This window comes from Curtobacterium sp. PsM8, assembly GCF_030433875.1.
In the GTDB taxonomy this organism is placed as follows: Bacteria; Actinomycetota; Actinomycetes; order Actinomycetales; family Microbacteriaceae; genus Curtobacterium.
In genome coordinates this window covers 1-20,141 of record NZ_JARUXD010000063.1, presented here as the reverse complement: position 1 = coordinate 20,141, position 20,141 = coordinate 1, and the positions used below count along the sequence as shown (strand labels likewise).

The 20,141-nt window shown below is 70.9% G+C and carries 16 protein-coding genes; 7 read left to right on the top strand and 9 right to left on the bottom strand.

The annotated features are described in order from the left end of the window. Nucleotides 1-67: 67 nt before the first annotated feature. A complete protein-coding gene (gene galE, locus QCD68_RS13650) occupies nucleotides 68-1,072 on the bottom strand; it encodes a UDP-glucose 4-epimerase GalE (RefSeq protein ID WP_301223400.1) in 1,005 nt (334 codons plus the stop codon). A gap of 187 nt (nucleotides 1,073-1,259) precedes the next feature. Between galE and QCD68_RS13645 the strand changes: the two genes are divergently transcribed. After that, a complete protein-coding gene (locus tag QCD68_RS13645; protein WP_301223399.1) occupies nucleotides 1,260-2,213 on the top strand; it encodes an ankyrin repeat domain-containing protein in 954 nt (317 codons plus the stop codon). Between the two features lie 80 nt (nucleotides 2,214-2,293). Here QCD68_RS13645 and QCD68_RS13640 read toward each other — a convergent pair whose 3' ends face one another. From QCD68_RS13640 to QCD68_RS13610, 7 genes are all read right to left on the bottom strand, one after another. Then, nucleotides 2,294-3,463, bottom strand: coding sequence for a glycoside hydrolase family 1 protein (locus QCD68_RS13640; protein WP_301223401.1), 1,170 nt, complete (start codon nucleotides 3,461-3,463; stop codon nucleotides 2,294-2,296). A 36-nt stretch (nucleotides 3,464-3,499) separates the two neighbouring features. Continuing rightward, nucleotides 3,500-4,372: an alpha/beta fold hydrolase gene (locus tag QCD68_RS13635; RefSeq protein ID WP_301223398.1), complete on the bottom strand. Its 873-nt coding sequence runs from the start codon at nucleotides 4,370-4,372 to the stop codon at nucleotides 3,500-3,502. After that, a complete protein-coding gene (locus QCD68_RS13630) occupies nucleotides 4,369-6,159 on the bottom strand; it encodes an ABC transporter ATP-binding protein (protein ID WP_301223397.1) in 1,791 nt (596 codons plus the stop codon). The genes QCD68_RS13635 and QCD68_RS13630 overlap by 4 nt, the downstream gene beginning before the upstream one ends. Beyond that, a complete protein-coding gene (locus QCD68_RS13625) occupies nucleotides 6,156-7,088 on the bottom strand; it encodes an ABC transporter permease (protein WP_301223396.1) in 933 nt (310 codons plus the stop codon). Before QCD68_RS13625 ends, QCD68_RS13630 begins: the two co-directional genes overlap by 4 nt. Next, nucleotides 7,085-8,065 (bottom strand): ABC transporter permease, encoded by a 981-nt coding sequence (locus QCD68_RS13620; protein ID WP_111075855.1) that lies wholly within the window; start codon nucleotides 8,063-8,065, stop codon nucleotides 7,085-7,087. The genes QCD68_RS13625 and QCD68_RS13620 overlap by 4 nt, the downstream gene beginning before the upstream one ends. Beyond that, nucleotides 8,062-9,786, bottom strand: coding sequence for an ABC transporter substrate-binding protein (locus QCD68_RS13615; protein WP_301223395.1), 1,725 nt, complete (start codon nucleotides 9,784-9,786; stop codon nucleotides 8,062-8,064). The genes QCD68_RS13620 and QCD68_RS13615 overlap by 4 nt, the downstream gene beginning before the upstream one ends. Before the next feature lie 94 nt (nucleotides 9,787-9,880). After that, nucleotides 9,881-11,038 carry a LacI family DNA-binding transcriptional regulator gene (locus QCD68_RS13610; protein WP_301223394.1) on the bottom strand — a complete coding sequence of 386 codons (1,158 nt, stop codon included), beginning with the start codon at nucleotides 11,036-11,038 and terminating at the stop codon, nucleotides 9,881-9,883. Between the two features lie 169 nt (nucleotides 11,039-11,207). Here QCD68_RS13610 and QCD68_RS13605 point away from each other — a divergent pair, with 169 nt between their 5' ends. Further along, a complete protein-coding gene (locus QCD68_RS13605) occupies nucleotides 11,208-11,366 on the top strand; it encodes a hypothetical protein (protein WP_181439329.1) in 159 nt (52 codons plus the stop codon). A 21-nt stretch (nucleotides 11,367-11,387) separates the two neighbouring features. Here QCD68_RS13605 and QCD68_RS13600 read toward each other — a convergent pair whose 3' ends face one another. Then, nucleotides 11,388-12,104: a GntR family transcriptional regulator gene (locus QCD68_RS13600; RefSeq protein WP_258376765.1), complete on the bottom strand. Its 717-nt coding sequence runs from the start codon at nucleotides 12,102-12,104 to the stop codon at nucleotides 11,388-11,390. Nucleotides 12,105-12,181: 77 nt separating this feature from the next. Between QCD68_RS13600 and QCD68_RS13595 the strand changes: the two genes are divergently transcribed. The 5 genes from QCD68_RS13595 to QCD68_RS13575 all read left to right on the top strand — a co-directional run bounded on the left by QCD68_RS13595 (nucleotide 12,182) and on the right by QCD68_RS13575 (nucleotide 20,007). Next, nucleotides 12,182-13,423 carry an MFS transporter gene (locus QCD68_RS13595; protein ID WP_301223393.1) on the top strand — a complete coding sequence of 414 codons (1,242 nt, stop codon included), beginning with the start codon at nucleotides 12,182-12,184 and terminating at the stop codon, nucleotides 13,421-13,423. A gap of 158 nt (nucleotides 13,424-13,581) precedes the next feature. Then, on the top strand, nucleotides 13,582-14,940 hold the full coding sequence (locus tag QCD68_RS13590) for an extracellular solute-binding protein (RefSeq protein WP_301223392.1): 1,359 nt from the start codon (nucleotides 13,582-13,584) through the stop codon (nucleotides 14,938-14,940). After that, nucleotides 14,937-16,019, top strand: a complete 1,083-nt coding sequence (locus QCD68_RS13585; RefSeq protein WP_301223391.1) for a carbohydrate ABC transporter permease — start codon at nucleotides 14,937-14,939, stop codon at nucleotides 16,017-16,019. Before QCD68_RS13590 ends, QCD68_RS13585 begins: the two co-directional genes overlap by 4 nt. Continuing rightward, nucleotides 16,016-16,951, top strand: coding sequence for a carbohydrate ABC transporter permease (locus tag QCD68_RS13580; protein ID WP_111075849.1), 936 nt, complete (start codon nucleotides 16,016-16,018; stop codon nucleotides 16,949-16,951). The genes QCD68_RS13585 and QCD68_RS13580 overlap by 4 nt, the downstream gene beginning before the upstream one ends. After that, the gene (locus QCD68_RS13575) at nucleotides 16,948-20,007 is read left to right on the top strand and encodes a glycoside hydrolase family 2 TIM barrel-domain containing protein (protein WP_301223390.1); all 3,060 of its coding nucleotides are present in this window, start codon (nucleotides 16,948-16,950) and stop codon (nucleotides 20,005-20,007) included. The genes QCD68_RS13580 and QCD68_RS13575 overlap by 4 nt, the downstream gene beginning before the upstream one ends. Nucleotides 20,008-20,141: the final 134 nt, after the last annotated feature.

The following is a 20,141-nucleotide window of genomic DNA, read 5'->3' as shown; positions in this document are numbered from 1 at the left end:
GCACGACAGAGAAGCCCCAGACGCCGATCGGCGTCTGGGGCTTCTCTGTCGTGCAGGAGTGCGGCGGTCAGGCGGCGAGGACCCCGCCGACACGGGAAGCACCGCGGAGGTCGTGCTCCCACGCCGACGCGATCGTCTCTGCCGTCGAGTAGCGAGCTCGCCATCCGAGCACCTCGTTCGCGAGCGTGGGGTCCGCGACGACCGCTGCCGGATCCCCGGGGCGAGGACCACGGTCGACGGTGCGGATCTCGCGACCGGACACGGCTTCAGCGAGTGCGATCACCTGCCGGACGGATGTGCCGATCCCGGTGCCGATGTTGAACTCCGTGGGACCGCCGACTTCCCGTGCGACGTGCTCGAGGGCGTCGACGTGTGCGGCGGCGAGGTCGCGGACGTCGATGTAGTCCCGCACGCAGGTGCCGTCGACGGTCTGCCAGTCGGAGCCGAAGACGGGCACCTCCGAGCCGGCCCGCGCCGCGTCGAGGACGATCGGGATCAGGTTCGTCCGACCGCCGTCCCGGAGCTCGACCGCCGCCGAACCGGCCACGTTGAAGTACCGGAGATTCGCAACGGACAGCCCCCATGCATCGGACGCGGCTCGGTTCATCCACTCACCGACGAGCTTGGTCTGCCCGTACGGGTTGAGGGGACGCGTGTCGTGGTCTTCGCGAACCGATGACCGTTCGGTCGCACCGTACACCGCGGCGGACGACGAGAAGACGAGACGTCGGACCGCCCGCCGTTCCATCGCGGTGAGGAGGTTCGTGAGTCCGCCGACGTTCTGCCGGAAGTAGCGGGTCGGACCGGTCACGGACTCGGCGACCTGCTTCTTCCCGGCGAGGTGGACGACGGCTCCGACGTCATGGGCTTCGAAGACCGCCTCGAGCGTCTCGACGGCGTTCGACGAGGCGAGATCCGCGCGCACGAGCGGCGCGTCGGTCAGTCGCTCGGCACGGCCGGTGGAGAGATCGTCGAGCACGACGATCCGGACGTCGCGCTGCCGGAGAAGGTGAGCGACGTGGGCACCGATGTACCCGGCGCCGCCGGTGACGAGAACACTGCTACGAGTCATCAATGCAGTATATCAAGCATCAGCATACAACTCTCGGATTTGATGGTCACGCGAAGCACATCGCGACCAGGCGTGCCGCCGCGCGATGGCAGCGCCGAGCACGATCGGTCAGCGCATCGCCGATGAGGACCTCCCCTCACTGCGGGACGTCGGCGATCGATGCGGTCCCGCCCGGTAAGGTCGGCCCGTGCGATGGAGTCACCTGGGCTGGCCGAGTGTGGGCTTCGTGTCCCTCGAGGACGTCGATGGGTACCGCGACCACCTCAGCCGGCTGGTGCTCGACGCGCCGCCGACCGTGGCCGCCCTCGCCGCGGTGCAGTGGGGGGAGGCACGGTTCGAGTCCTGGGACCTCGACGGCGACACCCTGCGCGTGGTCGTGGTCGTCCGCAACGACGAGGTGCTCGACACCCCGGAGGGACTGTGGCGACGGTGGAACCACGCCCGCGTCACGCTGCGCTTCCACGCCGTGACGCTCGATCCGCCGGACACCGCTGCACTCGACCTCCTGGCCGGCGACGTCCACGTGCTCCGTGGCGAACTCGCCCACGTCGGCCCGGACGGGTGGGAACTGCGCCTGCTGGTCTCCCCCACCGGCGAAGTCGCGGTCGTCTTCCAGGACGTCGCCGTCGACGTCCGCAGCGTCGACGAGTCCGCCTGGGGCGACCTGGAGGCCCGACCCGACCACGGCTGGCACGGCCCGATGGCGGACGGCTGGGCGGACTGGGCATCCCCCGCGGTGCGGGCCGCCGCGCACGGTGACGTCGGTGGCCTGGCGATGGCGCTCGACGGCTTCGTCGGCGAGCCTGCCGGGGTCGACGAGATCGACGCCCGCTGGGGCTTCGCGCCACTGCACGCCGCCGCGTGGTTCGATCGGCCGGCCGCAGCCGAGTTGCTCCTCGGACGCGGAGCGCGGGCCGACCTGCCGGACGCCGAGGGACGGACACCTCTCGACCTGGCGCACGAACGCGGATCCGTTCGCGTCGCGACCCTCCTGACCGAACGCGTCCGCCACGCGCCGGACGACGTCGCGCCCGAGACCGACCGACGCGCCACCGACACGGACACGGACACCGCCACGCCGGTCACCGCCAGCCCGGACTCGGACAGCCAGGACACCGACAGCCCAGACATCGACAGCTGAGACACGACACCCGGCCACGTCGACGACGTGACCGGGGTGTCGGTGGTGGGGCGTGCCTCCCGGCCGGCCCCCGCCGCGACTCAGAGCGCGTTCGCCCGCGCGACCTGCCCGTACCAGTGCGCCGACGGCTTCGGCGTGCGCTCGAACGTCTCGCGGTCCCACGCGACGAGCCCGAACGTCGGCCGGAAGCCGGACGCCCACTCGTAGTTGTCGAGGAGCGACCAGTGCTGGTAGCCGAGGACGTCGATGCCGTCCTCGATGCAGCGGTGGATGCCCTCGAGCGCGCCCTGCGTGTAGGCGATCCGGCGGGTGTCGTCGGCGGTGGCGATGCCGTTCTCGGTGACCATGACCGGCACGTGGCCGGACAGCTCCCACGCGCTGCGGATGCCGTCGGCGGCGGCCTCGGGGTAGAACTCCCAACCGGTCAGCGTCGTCTCGACGTCGTCCGCGACGGGCAGCGGCCCGTCGGTGCCGATGAACGTGCGCGTGTAGGCCTGGACGCCGACGAAGTCGTCGCCGGCGGACTGCTCCAGGTACCAGTCGTCGCGCGGGTACCCGTACTCGCGGAGCATCTCGGCGGAGCCGGGCTGGTCGGTCGGCTTGAACGCCTGGGTCGCGATGGTCCACCCGGTCTGGAGGCCCGACACCTGTCCCAGGACCTCGCGCGACCGCCTGTGGCTGGCCAGCAGCGCGTCGGCGACGCCGAGGTCCGGGTTCGGCAGGCCGTAGGCGACGAGGTTCGCGGCGTCCTCACCACCGGCGAGCATGGCCGCGATGTTCGGCTCGTTGATCGTGCACACGTACCGGACGCCGTCCTGGACGACGGGGAGCGCGGCCTCGGTGTAGCGGGCGAACAGGTCGGCGGCGTCGGGTGCCCGCCAGAAGCCGTCGCGTTCGAACCAGCGCGGCACGGTGAAGTGCATGAGGGTGACGATGGGTTCGATGCCGAACTCGTGGCAGACCTCGACCATGCGGCGGTAGTGGTCGACCTCGGCGCGGCTGACGGACCCGCGCTCGGGCTCGATGCGGGACCACTCGATGCTGAACCGGTAGGAGTTCAGCCCGAGGTCGGCCGCGATGCGGATGTCCTCGCGGTAGCGGTGGTAGCTGTCGGCCGCGTCACCGGAGGGTTCGACGATCGTGGTGTCCGGCTCGTGCTCGTGCACCCACCAGTTGCTGTTGACGTTGTTGCCCTCGATCTGGTGGGCGGCCGTGGCGGCGCCCCAGAGGAAGCCGTCGGGGAAGTGCAGCGAAGTGATGATGGTGCCTTTCAGTGGGCGGACGAGTCAGTGCTTGCTCAAGAACGTGTCGAAGACCTCGACGGTTCCGGTGGGGTTCTCGACCTGGGGGCCGTGCCAGCTCTCCGGGATGACGACGTACTCGGCGCCGGTGTCCTCGGCCATGGTCCGCTGCCACGGGATCGGCCAGGCGGTGTCCCACTCCCCGTGCGTGACGAGGACGGGGAGCCTGGTGTCGCGGAGTTCGGCGGAGCTGTCGGTGTGGTCCTCGAGGATGTGCCCGCCGGCGACGACGCTCAGGGGGCTCGTGGCGTCGAAGCGGTCGCGGACCATCCGGACGTCGTCGGGGAGCTCCTCGTCGGGGCGGTAGGCCCAAAGCGGGTTCGTGGCGTCGAACAGCGTGCGGTTGTTCCCGCCGGTGTCGTGCATGATCGTCAGCTCGGTCACCTTGCGGTAGGGCCAGCCGTACGGCCCGGAGCAGAACTGCACGACGTCGCGGAAGGCGCTCGGGTCCTGGATCGCGGCGGCGCGGACGATCACCCCGCCGAGCGAGTGCCCGATGAGGTGGACGGGCGCGCCGTCGTCGAGCAGTCGGGCGACCCGGACCACGTCGGCGGCTTCCTCGTCGAGCGCGAAGTCCGACGGCGAGGTCGGCGCTGCCGAGTCGGCCTGGCCGCGGCGGCTGATCGCCACCGCGGTCCAGCCGGCGTCACGGAGGAGCGGCATGAACGTGCGCCAGTCCTCCTTCGAGCCGGTGTACCCGGGGACGACGAGGACCGTGCCCTTCGACTCCCCCGTCGGGACGACGCGGTAGGCGGTGAGCCGGCCGACGGGCAGGTCGATGCCGACGACGTCGACGCCGTCGGGTGTGGGCAGGTGGCCGAACGGCGGGACGGTGGGGAACGCGTGCAGGTTCGTCATGAAGCCAGTCTCCGGCGGGGGTTCGGCACGGCGTCCAGCAGCGCGACCGTGTAGTCGTCCCGGGGGTTCTGCAGCACCTCGGCCGTGCGACCGCGCTCGACCACCGCGCCGTCGTGGAGCACCATGATGTCGTCGGTGATGAGCCGGGCGCTCAACAGGTCGTGCGTGATGTAGAGGAGCGAGACGCCCCACTGCTCGCGCAGGTCCTCGAGGAGCGCGAGCACCCCGGCACGGAGCGTCACGTCGAGCATCGAGACCGGCTCGTCGGCGATGATCACCTGCGGGTCGCTCGCGAGCGCCCGGGCGATCACGACGCGCTGCCGCTGCCCACCGGAGAGCTGGTGCGGGAGCTTCTGCGCGAACTGCTCGACGGGCGTCAGGCCCACGGTCTCGAGGAGCTCGAGCACACGGCGTCGGGCATCGCGACCACGGAGCCCGGTGTAGTTCACGACCGGACGGGTGAGCGTGTACTCCACCGTGTGCAGTGGGTTGAGCGCCGAGTACGGGTCCTGGAAGACCATCTGCACCTCGGAGCGCAGGTCCCGCATGCCCCGCCGCCCGAGCTTCGCGACGTCGAGGTCACCGAACCGGACGGTGCCGGCCGTCGGCTTCTCGACGCCGGTGAGCAGCTTCGCGATGGTCGACTTGCCGGAGCCCGACTGACCGACGAGGGCCAGGGACTGCCCCGGCTCGAGCGTGAACGACACGTCGCGCACGGCCTGCACCGGCTGCTCACCACGACGGGGCGCCGGGTACGTCTTGACGAGGTGGTCGACGACGATCGGGTTCCGGGCGGCACTGCGCTCCCGCGAACCGACCGTGCTGAACGACGACGTCGCCTGCTGTCGCTTCTCGCCGGCCTCGGCTCGGAGCGAGCGGTCCGGGAAGCCCGGCAGGCTCACGACCGCGGCGCGCGGGTCGGCGTAGTGCGAGAGCAGCATCTGCGTGTACTCGTCCTGCGGGTCGCGCAGTATCTCGCGCGATCCGCCGTCCTCGACGATCCGGCCCTCGTGCATCACGAGGACACGTTCGGTCGCCTCGAGGACGATGCCGAGGTCGTGGCTGATGAGCACGGCCGTGAAGCCCTCGGCACGCTGCAGCTCGATGATCGTGTCCATCACCGCGTGCTGCACCAGGACGTCGAGCGCCGTGGTCGGCTCGTCGAACACCATGAGCTGCGGTTCGAGGGACAGCGCGAGGGCGATCGACACGCGCTGCCGCATGCCGCCGGACAGCTCGCCGGGGAACCGCGCCAGCATCGAGTCGGGCAGCTTCACCTTGCCGACGAGCTCCCGCATCCGGCTGTCCCACCGCTCGCGCGGCACGTGGCCGTGGGCCTTGAACACGTCGATGAAGTGGTTGCGGATCGTCCGCACCGGGTTCAGCGCGTTCATGCCCGACTGCAGCACCATCGCGAAGCCGCCCTGGCGCTGCTGCCGGAGCTCCTCGTCGCCGAGGTCACGGATGTCGTGGCCGTTGAAGACGATGCTGCCGCCGTTGGTCCGCGCCGGCGGCTTCTGCAGCCGGGTCAGCGCGTAGCCGAGCGTCGACTTGCCGGAGCCGGACTCGCCGACCAGGCCGACGAACTCGCCCTTCCGCAGCGAGAACGACACGTGGTCGACCGCCTGGACGGCGGTCTGCCCCGACGACTCGTAGACGACCGACAGGTCGCGGACGTCGAGCAGGACGTCGGTCGCGGATCCGGTGGGACCGTCGGACGGGAGGACCGTGGCGGCGCCGGTGCGTGCCTCCAGTCCGTCCTGGGGTGCGGAACGTGAGCCGCTCATGCGGTCGCCTCCTTGCGCTTCGGGCGCGCGCCCTCGCGCAGCCGCGGGTTGGACACGGCGTCGACGCCGAAGTTGATGAGGGTCAGGCTCATCGCCAGGAGGGCGATGCAGAGACCCGGCGCGAACAGCAGGATCCACTGGCCGGTGAGCAGCGCGTTGGAGTTCTGCGCCCAGTAGAGGATCGTGCCCCAGCTGACGATCGAGGAGTCGCCGAGGCCCAGGAACTCGAGGCCGGCCTCCGCCAGGATCGCGCTCGTCGCGGCACCGAAGAAGCTGCCGACGATGAGGCTCGTCATGTTCGGCAGGATCTCGCGGAACACGATGCGGGTCGCGCCCTCGCCGGAGAACTGGGCGGCGGTGACGAAGTCACGACCGCGGAGGGACTGCGTCTGACTGCGCAGGACGCGCGCGCCCCAGGCCCAGCCGGTGACGACGATCACCGCGATGATGACCGCGATCCCGCCGTTCTGCAGGTAGGCCGCGATGACGATCATGAGCGGCAGGCCCGGGATCACCAGGAACAGGTTCACGACGAAGCCGATGACCTCGGCGATCCAGCCGCGGACGTAGCCCCAGCTGAGGCCGATCGCGACGGCGACGAGCGTGGACAGGATGCCCGCGACCGCGCCGACCATCACCGAGATGCGGGCGCCGTAGATGAGCTGGGACAGGACGTCCTCGCCGGCGGCGGTGGTGCCCATCCAGTGGTCGGGCGTCGCGTCGGCGGACCGGGCGAAGCCGTTCTGGCTGGCGCCGTACGGGGCGAGGAGCGGCGCCAGGATCGCCACGAGGACGAACACGGCCAGGATGACGATGCCGATCCGGGCCTTGGTGTTCGACCAGACGACGCCGAACTGGCGGGCGGCGGACCGGAGCTTGGACGGGGCCTGCTGTTCGGGTCCTTGCGTGCGTACTGCGATCGTGGTCATCGGCGCGTCCTCGGGTCCAGGACGCCGTACAGCACGTCCACGATGAAGTTGGCGATGAGCACCGACACGGTGATCATCAGGAAGAGTGCCTGCATGAGCGGGTAGTCCTGCCCGATGACGGCGTTGAACAACAGGTAGCCGATGCCCGGGTAGCCGAACACCTGCTCGACGAGCACCGAGCCGCCGACCACCCCGCCGAGGGCCAGGCCGAAGCCGGTGAGGTTCGGCAGGATCGCGTTCCGGGCGGCGTAGCGGATCGCGACGGTGCGACCGCGGAGGCCGTTCGCTTCGGCGAAGGTGACGTAGTCGTCACCGAGGGTGTTGATCATCGCGTTGCGCATGCCGATGATCCAGCCGCCGAGGCTCGTCACCAGGATCGTGACCGCCGGCAGGACCGCGTGTTGCAGGGCATCACCCACGAACGCTCCGGAGAGGCCCGGGGTGGTCGTCGCCGAGTACGCGCCGGTGGTCGGGAACCAGTGCAGGACGTAGCCGAGGAAGAACAGCAGGAGCAGCGCCGTCCAGAAGTACGGGAACGTCGACATGAACGAGCCGGACAGGGTGGGGAGCGAGTCGAGCCAGGTGCCGCGCTTCCAGGCGGCGCCGACACCGATCAGGGTGCCGAGGACGAACGCCAGGATCGTCACGACGCCGACCAGGATCAGCGTGTAGGGCAGGGCCTTCCCGACGAGGTCGCCGACCGGCTGCGGGTAGAACGTGTAGCTCGTGCCGAAGTCGAGGGTGATGACCTGGTGCAGGTAGCTGACGTACTGGTCCCACAGGTTGCCGGTCGGGACGCCGAGCTGCGCCTCGATGGCCTTGCGCGTGGCGTCGGTGACGGGGCCGTTCTGGCTGAGCTTCGCCAGGGCCGCGTCGCTCGGGCTGCCCGGCATGAGGCGCGGGAGCACGAAGTTCAGCGTGACCGCGGCCCAGAGGGTCAGGACGAAGAGGACGAGTTTCTGCAGGATGTACTTCACTTGGCGTCGTCCTGTTCCTTCAGGATCTCCCGGCCGGCAGCGCTGTCACGCAGTCGCAGCTTCGTGAAGATCAGCAGCGGCGCCGAGTCGTAGTTCTGCGGGGCCATGTAGGGGTCCTTCGCGCTCGGCCACCCGACGAACTTGCCGGTGTTGAACAGGCCCCAGAGTCCGCCGTGGTACATGCCGATCACCGGCAGCTGGTCGTACACGATGGTTTGCAACTGGTCGAGGATCTGCTGCTGGCGGGCGGTGTCGGTCGTCGCCTTGTACTCGTCGAGCAGGCGCTGCGTGGCCGGGTCCCGGTACCGCTCGTAGTTGTTCACCGTGGGCTTGCCGACGGGCTGGTAGAACTCGGTCGACATCAGCGAGTTGAACGCCTGGTACACGTCGCCGTTGCCCATGCCGCCCATTGCCATGTCGAAGTCGCCGTTGTTGATCGCCTGCTGGTACCCGGCCGGCTGCGGGGCCTTGATGGTGACGGAGACGCCGATGGCGGTGAGGTCGCGGCGGACCTCCTGCGCGGCTCGGAGCCAGTCCGCGTACCCGTTCGCCGTGGTGATCGTGATGGCGAGCTGCTTGCCGTCCTTGACGATCTTGCCGCCCTGCTCGACCCACCCGGACTTCGCGAACGACGCCTTCGCGGCGGCGACGTCCTGCTTCACCATGCCCTTGTCGGGGATGTCGGGGTTGGCGTACCGCTCCTGGTTCGGCAGGATCAGGCCGGTCTGGGCCGCGGCGCTGAGGTTGCCCTCGGTGGCGGTCTCGGCGATGTCGTCGCGGTCGAGCGCGAGCGAGATGCCCCGGCGGACGTTGACGTCGTCGTACGGCGCCTTCGTCAGGTTCGGGATGAGGCCGATCACACCCCCCGGCGGGAACCACCACGTGTTGGTGCGGGACGCGGCGCCCCAGGTGCCCTTGACGTCGGAGATGAACGAGTACGACCAGTCGTAGCCGCGGGTGACGGTGTCGAGCTGCGTGTTCGTCGCCGGCAGGATGAGGTGCTTGATCGCGATCTTGTCCGCCTGCCAGTACCGACGGTTCTTGTCCATCGAGTACTGCTGGTCGGTGTAGTTGCCGAGGACGAACGGGCCGGTGCCGACCGGGTTCGGGTCCCGCCACGTCGTCGGGTCCTTGACCTTCCCCCAGTGCTGCTCGCCGAGGATGTAGGTCTGGCCGATGATCGTCAGGCTCGGGACGTCGTCGGACTTCAGGTGGAAGACGACGTGGTCGCCCTGCTGCTCGATGGTGTCGATGTGCTGCCAGGCGCCCTTGACGTCCATCGCGGGGAACTTCTTCAGCAGGTCGAACGTGAAGACGACGTCCTTCGCCGTGAACGGGTCGCCGTTCGACCACTCGACGCCGCTGCGGATCGTCATGTCGATCGTCTTGGCGTCCGGCTGCTCCCACGAGCTGGCGAGCCACGGGTTCCGCTTGCCGTCGAGGGGGTTCACCTCGATGAGGGGCTCGTACATCCACTTCGAGGCCGTGCGGGCGTTCGTGATGTACGGGTTGAAGTTGCGGTCGAACAGCGGGTTGCCGTGGTCCGCGTTGATGAGCATCGTGTCCTTGCCGATGCTCGGGTCCGGTTGGGACCGGACCTGGATGCTGCAGCCGGACGCCGCGAGGGCCACGACCGCGATGCCCGCGAGGGCGACGGCGAGGCGCGTGCGCCGGGCGTGCCGCGGGGTGCGCCGCGGGGTGCGCTGTTGGGGAAGCGTCATTGCTCGGTCGACCTCCGTGTCGAGTGGGTACGAGGAGCAATGTATGCGCTTACATCGCCGGGCGCAAGTCACCGATGCGTGGGCGTCGGCGACGTCAGAGCGACGGCGGGCAGCTCTCGCGCAGGAGCACCTCGACGGGCAGCCGGACGGCCCGCGGCGGACCGTCACGGCGGTCCAGTCGGTCGACGATCGCCCGGACGGCTGCGCGGCCGAGGTCCCCCATCGGCTGGTGCACCGTGGTCAGACGCGGCACCGAGTACCGCCCGGCGTCGATGCCGTCGAACCCCGTCACCACGACGTCGTCCGGCACCCGGAGCCCGCGCGCCAGGACCGCGTCGAGCACGCCGAGCGCCGACTGGTCGTTCGAGCAGACGATCGCCCGCGGCACCCGCTCGTCCAGCAGGGTGCGGGCGAGCTCCCGCGCCCGGACCCGGCCGAAGTCGCCGTGCACGGTCCGGACCGCGGCCGACGCCAGGCCGTGGTCCTCGAGCGCACGCTTGAACCCGGCGGTTCGCTCCTGGTCGTCCGGGGAGTCGACGGGCCCGGCGACGTAGGCGATCGACCGGATGCCGAGCCGACCGATGACGTGGGCGGCGAGGGTCCGCATGCCCGCAGCGTTGTCGACGCTGATCGAGTCGAAGCCGCGCGAGCGCCGGTCGTCGGCGAGCACCACCACCGGGATCCGGCGGGCGACGTGTTCGAGCAGCTCGTCCGGCACGGTCTGCGCCAGGACCGCCAACCCGTCGACCCGGCCGGCGACGTCGTTGACGATGACGTCCCGCGACGGACCACGACCGGCCGCGACCATGAGCGCCAGGCCGCGCTGCCAGGCCTCGGTCTCGGCGCCCCGCAGGACCTCGTCGAAGTACAGGTTCGAGGACGTCGGCTGGGTCACGTGCCGACGGTCGTCGACGATGCGGACGCCGCCGTCGGTGACGACGTCCGGCCGTTCGTCCGGCACGACGTCGAACCCCGGCAGCAGCAGCCCCACCACGCCGGTCCGGCGTCCGGCCAGGGCGCGGGCGTTGCCGGACGGGACGTAGCCGAGGGAGCGGATCGCCGCCTGCACCCGGTCTCGGGTGCCCTCGCGGACGGCGTCGGGGGTGCGGAGGACGCGCGAGACGGTCGCGATCGAGACGCCCGCGGCCGAGGCGACGTCGTAGACCGTGGGAGGTGCGGTGCCCTGCGTGGTCACGCCGTGCCTCCCGTCGCGGTCGGAGCCGCGGGCGGCCTGCCCGGCGACGCCGACCATCCTAGGCAGCGTCGGTTCTGCACAGGTCCACGGCGGGGTCTTGCGCACCGGGGCGCGCAGGACGACACTGGCCCGACCAACCGGGACTGGCCGGGCGATCGGTCAGCCGGATCAGCAGGGCCTGCCCTGTCGGCAGGTCCTGCACACCAGCAGTGGGAAGGACGATCAGATGTCACAGTCGACTCCGTCCGGACGCAGGGACGCGTACCGGCTCTCCACCGACGAGGCCGAGGTGCGCGACGCGCTCCTCGACCACGACCACGACTCGCACCTGTCGTGGGTGACCGCCCAGCTCGACGGGACGGAGGAGCGTCCGCTCGTCGAGTAGCGAGCGCACGCCAGCAGCCGGTCAGGCGCCGGCGGCCAGCCGCTCCGGCGCGCCGACGATCGCCATGCCCGCGCCGCGGAGCCGACGCCGCTCCTGGGCGATGAAGCCCAGCAGCCGGTCGTTGGTGCCCGCGACGTGGGCGGCGACCAGTTCCGCCGCGCGGTCGGCGTCGCCCTGCTGGACGGCGTCGAGGATGTCGCTGTGCTCCTGCCACGCGGCGTCGCGGGCCTCGGGCGTGCGGACCTCGATCCACCGCGTGCGCTCGAGTCGGGTCAGGGCGTCGGCCACCGCGTCGGTGACGAACCGGTTGCCGCCGAGGGCTGCCAGGTCCAGGTGGAACGTCGACCCCATCGTGATGCCGGCCTGCTGGTCCGGCGTCGGACGGAGGGCATCGAGGTGCCCGCGGACCTCGGCGAGCGCCTCCGGCTGCGCACGGGCCACGGCGAGCCGGGCGGCGGCGGGTTCGAGGACACCGCGGAGTTCGGCGAGCGAGGCGATCTCGTCGAGGTCGATCGGCGTGACCGTCCACGAACGCCCCTCGTGCAGGATGAGCCCCTCGCGTTCCAGGCGCGACAGGGCCGCACGGACGGGGGTGCGCGAGGCGTGGAAACGCGCTTCGAGCCCGCGCTCCGAGATGCGTTCCCCGGGCGCGATGTCGAGCGTCAGGATCGCGGCGCGGAGGTTGTCGTAGAGCTGGGCCGTCTGCGACACGGGTGCTGCGTCGGTCGGTTCGGTCACGGGCATCCAGCGTAGTGCCGTCCGACGCGTGTTGGTATACCGTTCCGGTACACCAGCCGAGTCGAGACGGGGAGCGCGTGGTCCGGACACCTGCACGCGCCTGGGTGGTGCTCGCGCTGGGTGTCCTGGCGCAGACCGCCGGGACCCTCGTCGTGACGGCGCCGGCCCTGCTCATCCCGTACCTGCACGCGAACGGCCTGTCGCTCGCGCAGGCCGGACTGCTCGCCTCGGCCCCGACGGCGGGCATGGTCCTGACGCTCATCGCCTGGGGCGCCGTGACGGACCGGATCGGCGAGCGGGTCGTGATCGCGGTCGGACTGGTGCTCACCACCCTCGCGGTCGCCGGCGCATGGCTGGCCGGCGACGACACCCTGCTGCTCGGGGTCGCGTTCCTGGCGGCGGGCATGACGAGCGCCTCGACCAACGCGGCGAGCGGCCGGGTGGTCGTCGGCTGGTTCCCGAAGGAGCGGCGCGGCCTGGCGATGGGGATCCGTCAGATGTCGCAGCCGCTCGGGGTGACCCTGGCGGCCGTCACGGTCCCGCAGCTCGCCGAGGCGTCGGGCATCCGCAGCGCGCTGGTCCTGCCGGTGCTGCTGTGCGCGGTGCTCGCGGTGTCGTGCGCGTTCGGGATCGCCGACCCGCCCCGACCGACGCGGAAGCGCTCCCCCACCGCCGACACGTCGAACCCGACCGGCGCGACCAGCGCGACCAGCGCGACCAGCACGATCAGCACGACCGGCGCGACCACGAACCCGTACCGCGCGACCGGCTTCCTCTGGCGGATCCACGCCGTCTCGATCCTGCTCGTGGTGCCGCAGTTCACCCTGTCGACGTACGGGCTGGTCTGGCTGGTCACCCTCGGCTGGTCGACGTCCGCAGCCGGACTGCTGGTCGGGGCCGCCCAGTTCGTCGGTGCGATCGGCCGGATCCTGGTCGGCTCGTGGAGCGACCACGTCGGCTCCCGGGTCGGGCCGCTGCGGGTGGTCGCCGTGTCGGCCGCCGTGGTGATGGCGGTGCTGGCCCTGGTCGACGTCGCGCACCTGCCCGCAGCCGCGGTGGTGCTCGTCGTGGCGACGAGCGTCACGGTCGCCGACAACGGTCTGGCGTACACGTCGGTCGCCGAGGCCGCCGGCCCCGCCTGGTCCGGCCGGGCCCTGGGCGCGCAGAACACCGGGCAGTTCATCGCGGCGAGCGTCGTCGGCCCGGGCATCGGCGCCCTGGTCGGGCTGGTCGGGTTCGCCGGGTCGTTCCTGCTCGTCGCGGCGCTGCCGGTGCTCGCACTGCCGCTCGTGCCGCGGGCGGACCGCTCGCACGACTGAGACGCCCGGCGCGACCCGGAACGGACGGGAGGCCCGTGGTGGCGTCGCCACGGGCCTCCCGTCCGGTCACGAATCCGGCACGAATCCCCACCGTCGTTCGGTTCTGTGGTTGGGTGTCGTGCAACCCCGATCCGACGACGAACCGGAGGTGCACGGCAATGACGCCATCACCAACACCACTGTCCAGACGATCCCTGTTGGGTCTCGGCATCGGCACGGCGGCAGCAGGTCTGCTCGCCGGGTGCGCGGTGCCGGGCTCGACCAACGTGAACCGGTCGGCGCTGGTGCCGGCCGCCGCACGTGGGGAGACGGTCCAGATCACCTACTGGGCCTGGCTCAAGGACCTGCAGAAGGTGTGCGACGTGTGGAACGCCTCGCACCCGCACATCCAGGTCACCGCGAACTGGATCCCCGGCGGCACCGCCGGCGGGTACCAGAAGATGTACTCCGCGCTCGCGGCCGGCGGCGGACCGGACATCGGCCAGGTCGAGCTCCGGCAGATCCCCGAGTTCATGCTCGCGAACGGCCTGGTCGACCTGGCCCGGTACGGAGCGAAGGACTTCCAGTCGGAGTACGACGAGGCCGCCTGGGCCCAGGTCGAGTTCGTCGACGGCGTCTACGGCATCCCGCAGGACACCGGCCCGATGGGCTTCTACTACCAGACCGCGATCCTGGAGCAGGCCGGCGGCGAACCCCCGACCACGTGGGACGAGTGGAAGGTGCTCGCCGACAAGGTCCGGAAGACCGGCAAGCGGAACTACCTCGAGGTGTTCCCGGTCGCCGACGCCTCCCCCTTCGCCGCCTACGCCCAGCAGGCCGGCGCCCGCTGGTTCCAGGTCGACGGGGACGAGTGGGTCGTCGACCTGACCGACGACGCCACGATGCGGGTCGCCGACTTCTTCGACGGCTGCATCGACGACGACCTGGTCGACACGAGCGCCGGTGCGTACTCCCCCGGCTGGTACGCCGCGTGCGCCAGCGGTCGGATCGCCGCGGTGACGAGTGCCAGCTGGGGTGACGCGCTGATCGAGTCGATCCAGGGCGGCAAGGGCAAGTGGAAGGTCGCACCGATGCAGAAGTGGGACGCGTCCGGGTTCGGTTCGAGTGCGATCGGCGGGTCCAGCGCCGCGGTCCTGGCGAACGCGAAGCACCCCGCGGAAGCGCTCGAGTTCATCACCTGGATGACCACCTCGAAGGAAGGGGTGGACGCGATGATCAAGTACTGCGGCATCGGCTGGTCCCCCGCGAAGGACTACATCGGCGCTCAGCGCGAGCAGCCGTCGGAGTGGTTCTCCGGCCAGAACTACAACGAAGAGGTCTTCGCCCCCGCCGCGAAGGAGCAGAACATCGACTGGTCGTGGTCGCCGGTGACGCAGTCGGCCTTCACGTCGCTGCAGGACCAGTTCCGCCGCAAGATCACCGGCAAGCTGAAGCTCTCGGACGCCGTCGAGCTCGCCCAGGCCGAGATCGTGCAGTCCTTCAAGGAAAAGGGCCTCAGCGTCAGGACGGCACGATGACCACGCAGCAGACACCCCCCGCCTTCCGCACGAGCACCAAGGCCACCCGCGCGCAGAAGCGTGCGCCGTGGATCCTGCTCGCACCGTTCCTGGCGCTCTTCGCGCTGACGTTCGTCATCCCGATCATCAGTGCGCTGTTCCAGAGCTTCACCACCGTCGACCGGAAGGGCCTGTTCGGCGAGGACGGCGTCACCGGCCGGTTCGCCGGCTTCGACAACTACGTCACGGCGCTGAACGACAACGGCTTCGTCGCCTCGATCGGCCGGATGCTGCTGTTCGGCATCGTCCAGGTGCCGGTGATGATCATCGCCTGCACGATCCTGGCGCTGCTGCTCGAGTCGGCGAGCGCCCGCTGGCCGGGCTTCTTCCGGGCCATCTACTTCATGCCGTACGGCGTCCCCGGCGTCATCGCGACGATCCTCTGGTCGTTCCTGTACGTCCCTGGGCTGTCGCCGATCGTGTCACTGCTGCAGTCGATGGGGCTGCAGCCGGACTTCCTCGGCGCGAACAGCGTGCTCTGGTCGATCGCGAACATCGTCACGTGGACCTACACCGGCTACAACATGCTCATCATCGTCGCGCAGCTGAAGTCGATCCCCGGCGAGGTCTACGAGGCCGCGAAGATGGACGGCGCCGGCCCGTTCCAGGTCGCGTGGCGGATCCAGATCCCGCTCATCGCGCCGGCCCTGGTGCTGACGACGGTGTTCTCGATCATCGGCACGCTGCAGCTCTTCGCCGAGCCGCAGATCCTGTCGACGGTCGCCCCCGCCATCGACACCGAGTACACGCCGAACTACGCCGCGTACACGAACGCGTTCGCCTTCAACGAGTACGGCGTCGCGAGCGCGCAGGCCGTGATCATCGCGTTGGCCGCGTTCGTCCTGTCGTTCACGTTCCTGGCGCTGACGAACCGGCGGCCGAAGGACGAGCGCGACCAGCGCAAGCGGGCCCGCAAGGGCGGCCTGGAGGCTCGGCGCGCGCTCCAGACGCGCGCTGCGGCGGGCAGCACGGTCACCACACAAGCCGACCGCAGCCTCCCGGCCGGTCGTGTCGCGACGACCGAAGGGACTGAACGATGACCAGCGAAGCCGTCGAAGCGCCAGCCACGGCGAAGACCGCGGTGCCGGTCGACACCACGTCGATCACCGCGCACCAGCGCCGCAAGCTCGATCGCTCGCCGCGGTCGCAGATCGTGGTGACCGGGATCCTGGTCGTCGTCGCACTGTACTTCCTGGTGCCGCTGTACTGGGTCGTGATCGCCGCGACGAAGACGACCGGCGCCCTGTTCGCCACGAACGGGTTCTGGTTCGGCGGCGACTTCGCCCTGTTCAGCAACATCCAGGCGGTGTTCACCTACGACGGCGGCATCTTCGTCCGCTGGATCGCGAACAGCGTCCTGTACTCCGGCGTCGGCGCGGTCCTGGCGACCTACTTCGCCGCGGCCGGCGGGTACGCCCTGGCGAAGTACGAGTTCCGCGGCCGGCAGCTCGTGTTCGGCACGATCCTCGGCGGCGTCCTCGTGCCCGGCACGGCGACCGCACTGCCGCTGTTCCTGCTGTTCTCGACGATGGGCCTGACCGACACGTACTGGAGCGTGCTCATCCCGAGCCTGGTCTCGCCGTTCGGGCTGTTCCTGTGCCGGGTGTACGCCTCGGCGTCGATCGACACGGCGCTGATGGAGTCCGCACGGCTCGACGGGGCGAGTGAACTGCGGATCTTCCACACCATCGCGCTGCGCCAGCTGACCCCCGCGCTCGTCACCGTGTTCCTGTTCCAGCTGGTCGGGATCTGGAACAACTTCTTCCTGCCGCTCATCATGCTGGCAGACCAGAAGCTGTACCCGATCACACTGGGACTGAACAACTGGCGAGCCCAGGTGGACCGGTTGCCCGAGTTCTACCAGCTCACCACGGGTGGGGTGCTCGTCTCGGTCATCCCGCTCGTCATCGCCATCATCGTCCTGCAGCGCTTCTGGCGCGGGGGCCTCACGGAAGGATCGGTCAAGGGTTGACCTCTGCCGCACTCGACGACCTGCACTCGACCACACCGGGATCCGCGTCACGCCGGGCACCACGTGCCTGGTTGCACACCGACGCTCCGTCGCTGTCGCTCAACGGCGACTGGGACTTCCGGTGGTCCCCGGTGGCGGACGCCCCCGGGTTCGAGGACCCGGACGGGTGGGGGTCACTCCCGGTGCCGTCGCACTGGGTCCTGCACGGTCACGGTGCGCCGAGCTACACCAACGTGCAGTACCCGTTCCCGGTCGACCCGCCGCACCCGCCGGACGAGAACCCGACCGGCGACCACCGTCGGACCTTCACGCTGCCGGACTCGTTCGACGGGGCCGCACAGGTGCTGCTCCGCTTCGACGGGGTGGAGTCCCACTACCGGGTGTGGGTGAACGGGGAGCTCGTCGGGTGGTCGACCGGGTCCCGGCTCGCCACCGAGTTCGACGTGACGTCGATGCTCCGACCGGGGTCGAACGAGCTGCGGGTCCGCGTGCACCAGTGGTCGGCGGCCTCGTACCTGGAGGACCAGGACCAGTGGTGGCTGCCCGGCATCTTCCGGGACGTCACCCTGCTCGCCCGTCCGGCCGCCCCGATCGACGACGTGTTCGTCCGCGCCGGGTGGACCGCGACGCTCGGCGACGCGGCCTCCGCCGGCACCGCTGCGTCAGGCCGGCCCTCGACCGGGACGGGCACGATCTCGGTGCCGACGCTCGACGCGGTGTTCCCGGTGCGCTTCGCCGTCCCGGAGCTCGGCGTGTCCGTGGTGTGGGACTCCGCGGACGACGTCGCCCCGATCACGGTCGAGGGCGTCGAACCGTGGAGCGCTGAGCTGCCGCGGCTGTACGACGCGACGGTGACGTCGGGCAGCGGCGCTGCCGGGGAGACCGTGTCGCTCCGACTGGGGTTCCGGACCGTGCAGATCGTCGGCGACCGGTTCCTGGTCAACGGCGAGCGCGTCGTGTTCCACGGTGTCAACCGGCACGAGACGCACCCGGTCCGCGGCCGGGTGTTCGACGAGGCCCACGCCCGCGCGGACATGGCGCTCATGAAGCGGTCGAACGTCAACGCGATACGCACCTCGCACTACCCGCCGCACCCGCGCGTGCTCGACCTGGCCGACGAACTCGGCTTCTGGGTGATCCTGGAGTGCGACCTCGAGACGCACGGCTTCGAGTTCCAGGGCTGGCAGGGCAACCCCTCCGACGACCCCGCCTGGGAGGACGCGTACCTCGACCGCATCGCCCGCACCGTCGAGCGCGACAAGAACCACCCGTCGATCGTGATGTGGTCGCTCGGCAACGAGTCCGGCACCGGCCGGAACCTCGCCGCGATGTCCCAGTGGGTGCACGCCCGCGACCCCGAGCGTCCGGTGCACTACGAGGGCGACTACACGGGCGAGTACACCGACGTGTACTCGCGGATGTACCCGACGCTGCAGGAGACCGAGTCGATCGGCGGCGGTGCGGCCACTCCCCTGCTCGGCTGCGGTCCCGCCGAGGCCGCACGGCAGCGGTCGAAGCCGTTCCTGCACTGCGAGTACGTGCACGCGATGGGCAACGGCCCCGGGCAGATCGCCGAGTACGAGGCCCTGGTCGACCGCTACCCCCGGCTGCACGGCGGCTTCGTGTGGGAGTGGCGTGACCACGGACTCCTGGCCCACACGCCCGACGGCACCCAGTACCACGCGTACGGCGGCGACTTCCACGAGGTCGTGCACGACGGCAACTTCGTGATGGACGGCCTGGTCCTGCCCGACGACACCCCGACCCCGGGCCTGGCGGAGTTCGCGGCCGTCGTCGCCCCGGTCCGCCTGTCCGTCTCGCCCCTCGGCGGCTCGAGCATCGCCGGCGGCGGGACCGTCCTGGTCGAGAACCGGTACCACTCGGCGTCGACCGCGGGACTGCGGTTCTGCTGGACCCTCAGCCGGAACGGCGTCGTCGAGGCGTCCGGACGGTTCGCGCCCGGGATCGTCGCCGCGCGGCAGTCCGCCACGGTGCCGGTGCCCGACGAGGTGCTCGCGGCAGCGCGGGCGGATGCGGACTCCCTGGCGCCGGGCGACGAGCTGTGGCTCGACGTCGTCGCGGAGCTCGCCGGGCCGACCGCATGGGCGGACACCGGGCACGTGGTCGCACGCTCCCAGACGCTCGTGGCGAGCCGGGCGGCCGAGGTGGTGCGGGCCTCCCGAGTGGGGTGGCAGGGCGACCGTCTCGGTGACGCGACGTTCACGGCACGCGGTGACCTGGCGACGCTCAAGGGCCACGCGGTGGCCGGGCCCCGCCTCGAGCTGTGGCGGGCACCGACGGACAACGACCGTGGCGCCTCCCAGGGCGGGTACGAGACCGCTGATCCGGAGCTGACGCACGGTGTCGGCGACCCGACGGCACCCTCGTCGGCGTCGAAGTGGGAGGCCCGTGGTCTCGACCGGCTGACCCACCGGCTGGTGTCCGTGGACCGGACCGACGACGGACTCGTGCAGCGGGTCCGGGTCGGGGCGGCGAACAGCGGGGCCGGGGTCGAGGTCACGCACCGGTGGACCCTGACCGACGCCGGACTGCTGCTGCGGACCAACGCCGTGCCGTTCGGCGGCTGGGACGTCACCTGGCCGCGGGTCGGCGTGCGGATCGACCTGCCCGCCGCGCTGCTGTCCGAGACGGCCTCGTGGTTCGGGACCGGGCCGGACGAGTCCTACGCGGACTCGTCGCACGCGGCCCGCGTCGGACGGTTCGAGGCTCCGGTCTCGGCGATGACCACGCGCTACTCGATGCCGCAGGAGACCGGGCACCGTCCCTCGCTGCGGTCGCTGTCGGTGGGGCCCTTCGCGGTCACGACCGTGCCGGCGCCGGGCTCGGGGCACCGCGCCGGGTTCACCCTGACGCCGTGGACCGCGCAGCAGGTCGGGCGTGCCGGGCACCCGCACGAGCTGCCGGAGCCGGACGCGCTGTACCTGTACCTCGACGACGCGCAGCACGGGCTCGGCAGCCGGGCGTGTGGGCTCGACGTCCTGCCGGAGCACCAGCTGTGGCCGAGTGCGCGGAGCTGGAGCGTGCTGCTGGCGTAGGCCGGGGCGGGCCGGCGGCGCCGGCGGCGGCGGCCGCGCCGGCCGCCGGGCCGCCGGGCGACCGGACCGCCGTCGCTGGCGTCAGCAGGCGCCGCACAACAGAAGCCCGTCCGAACCGGGGGATCCCCCGGTTC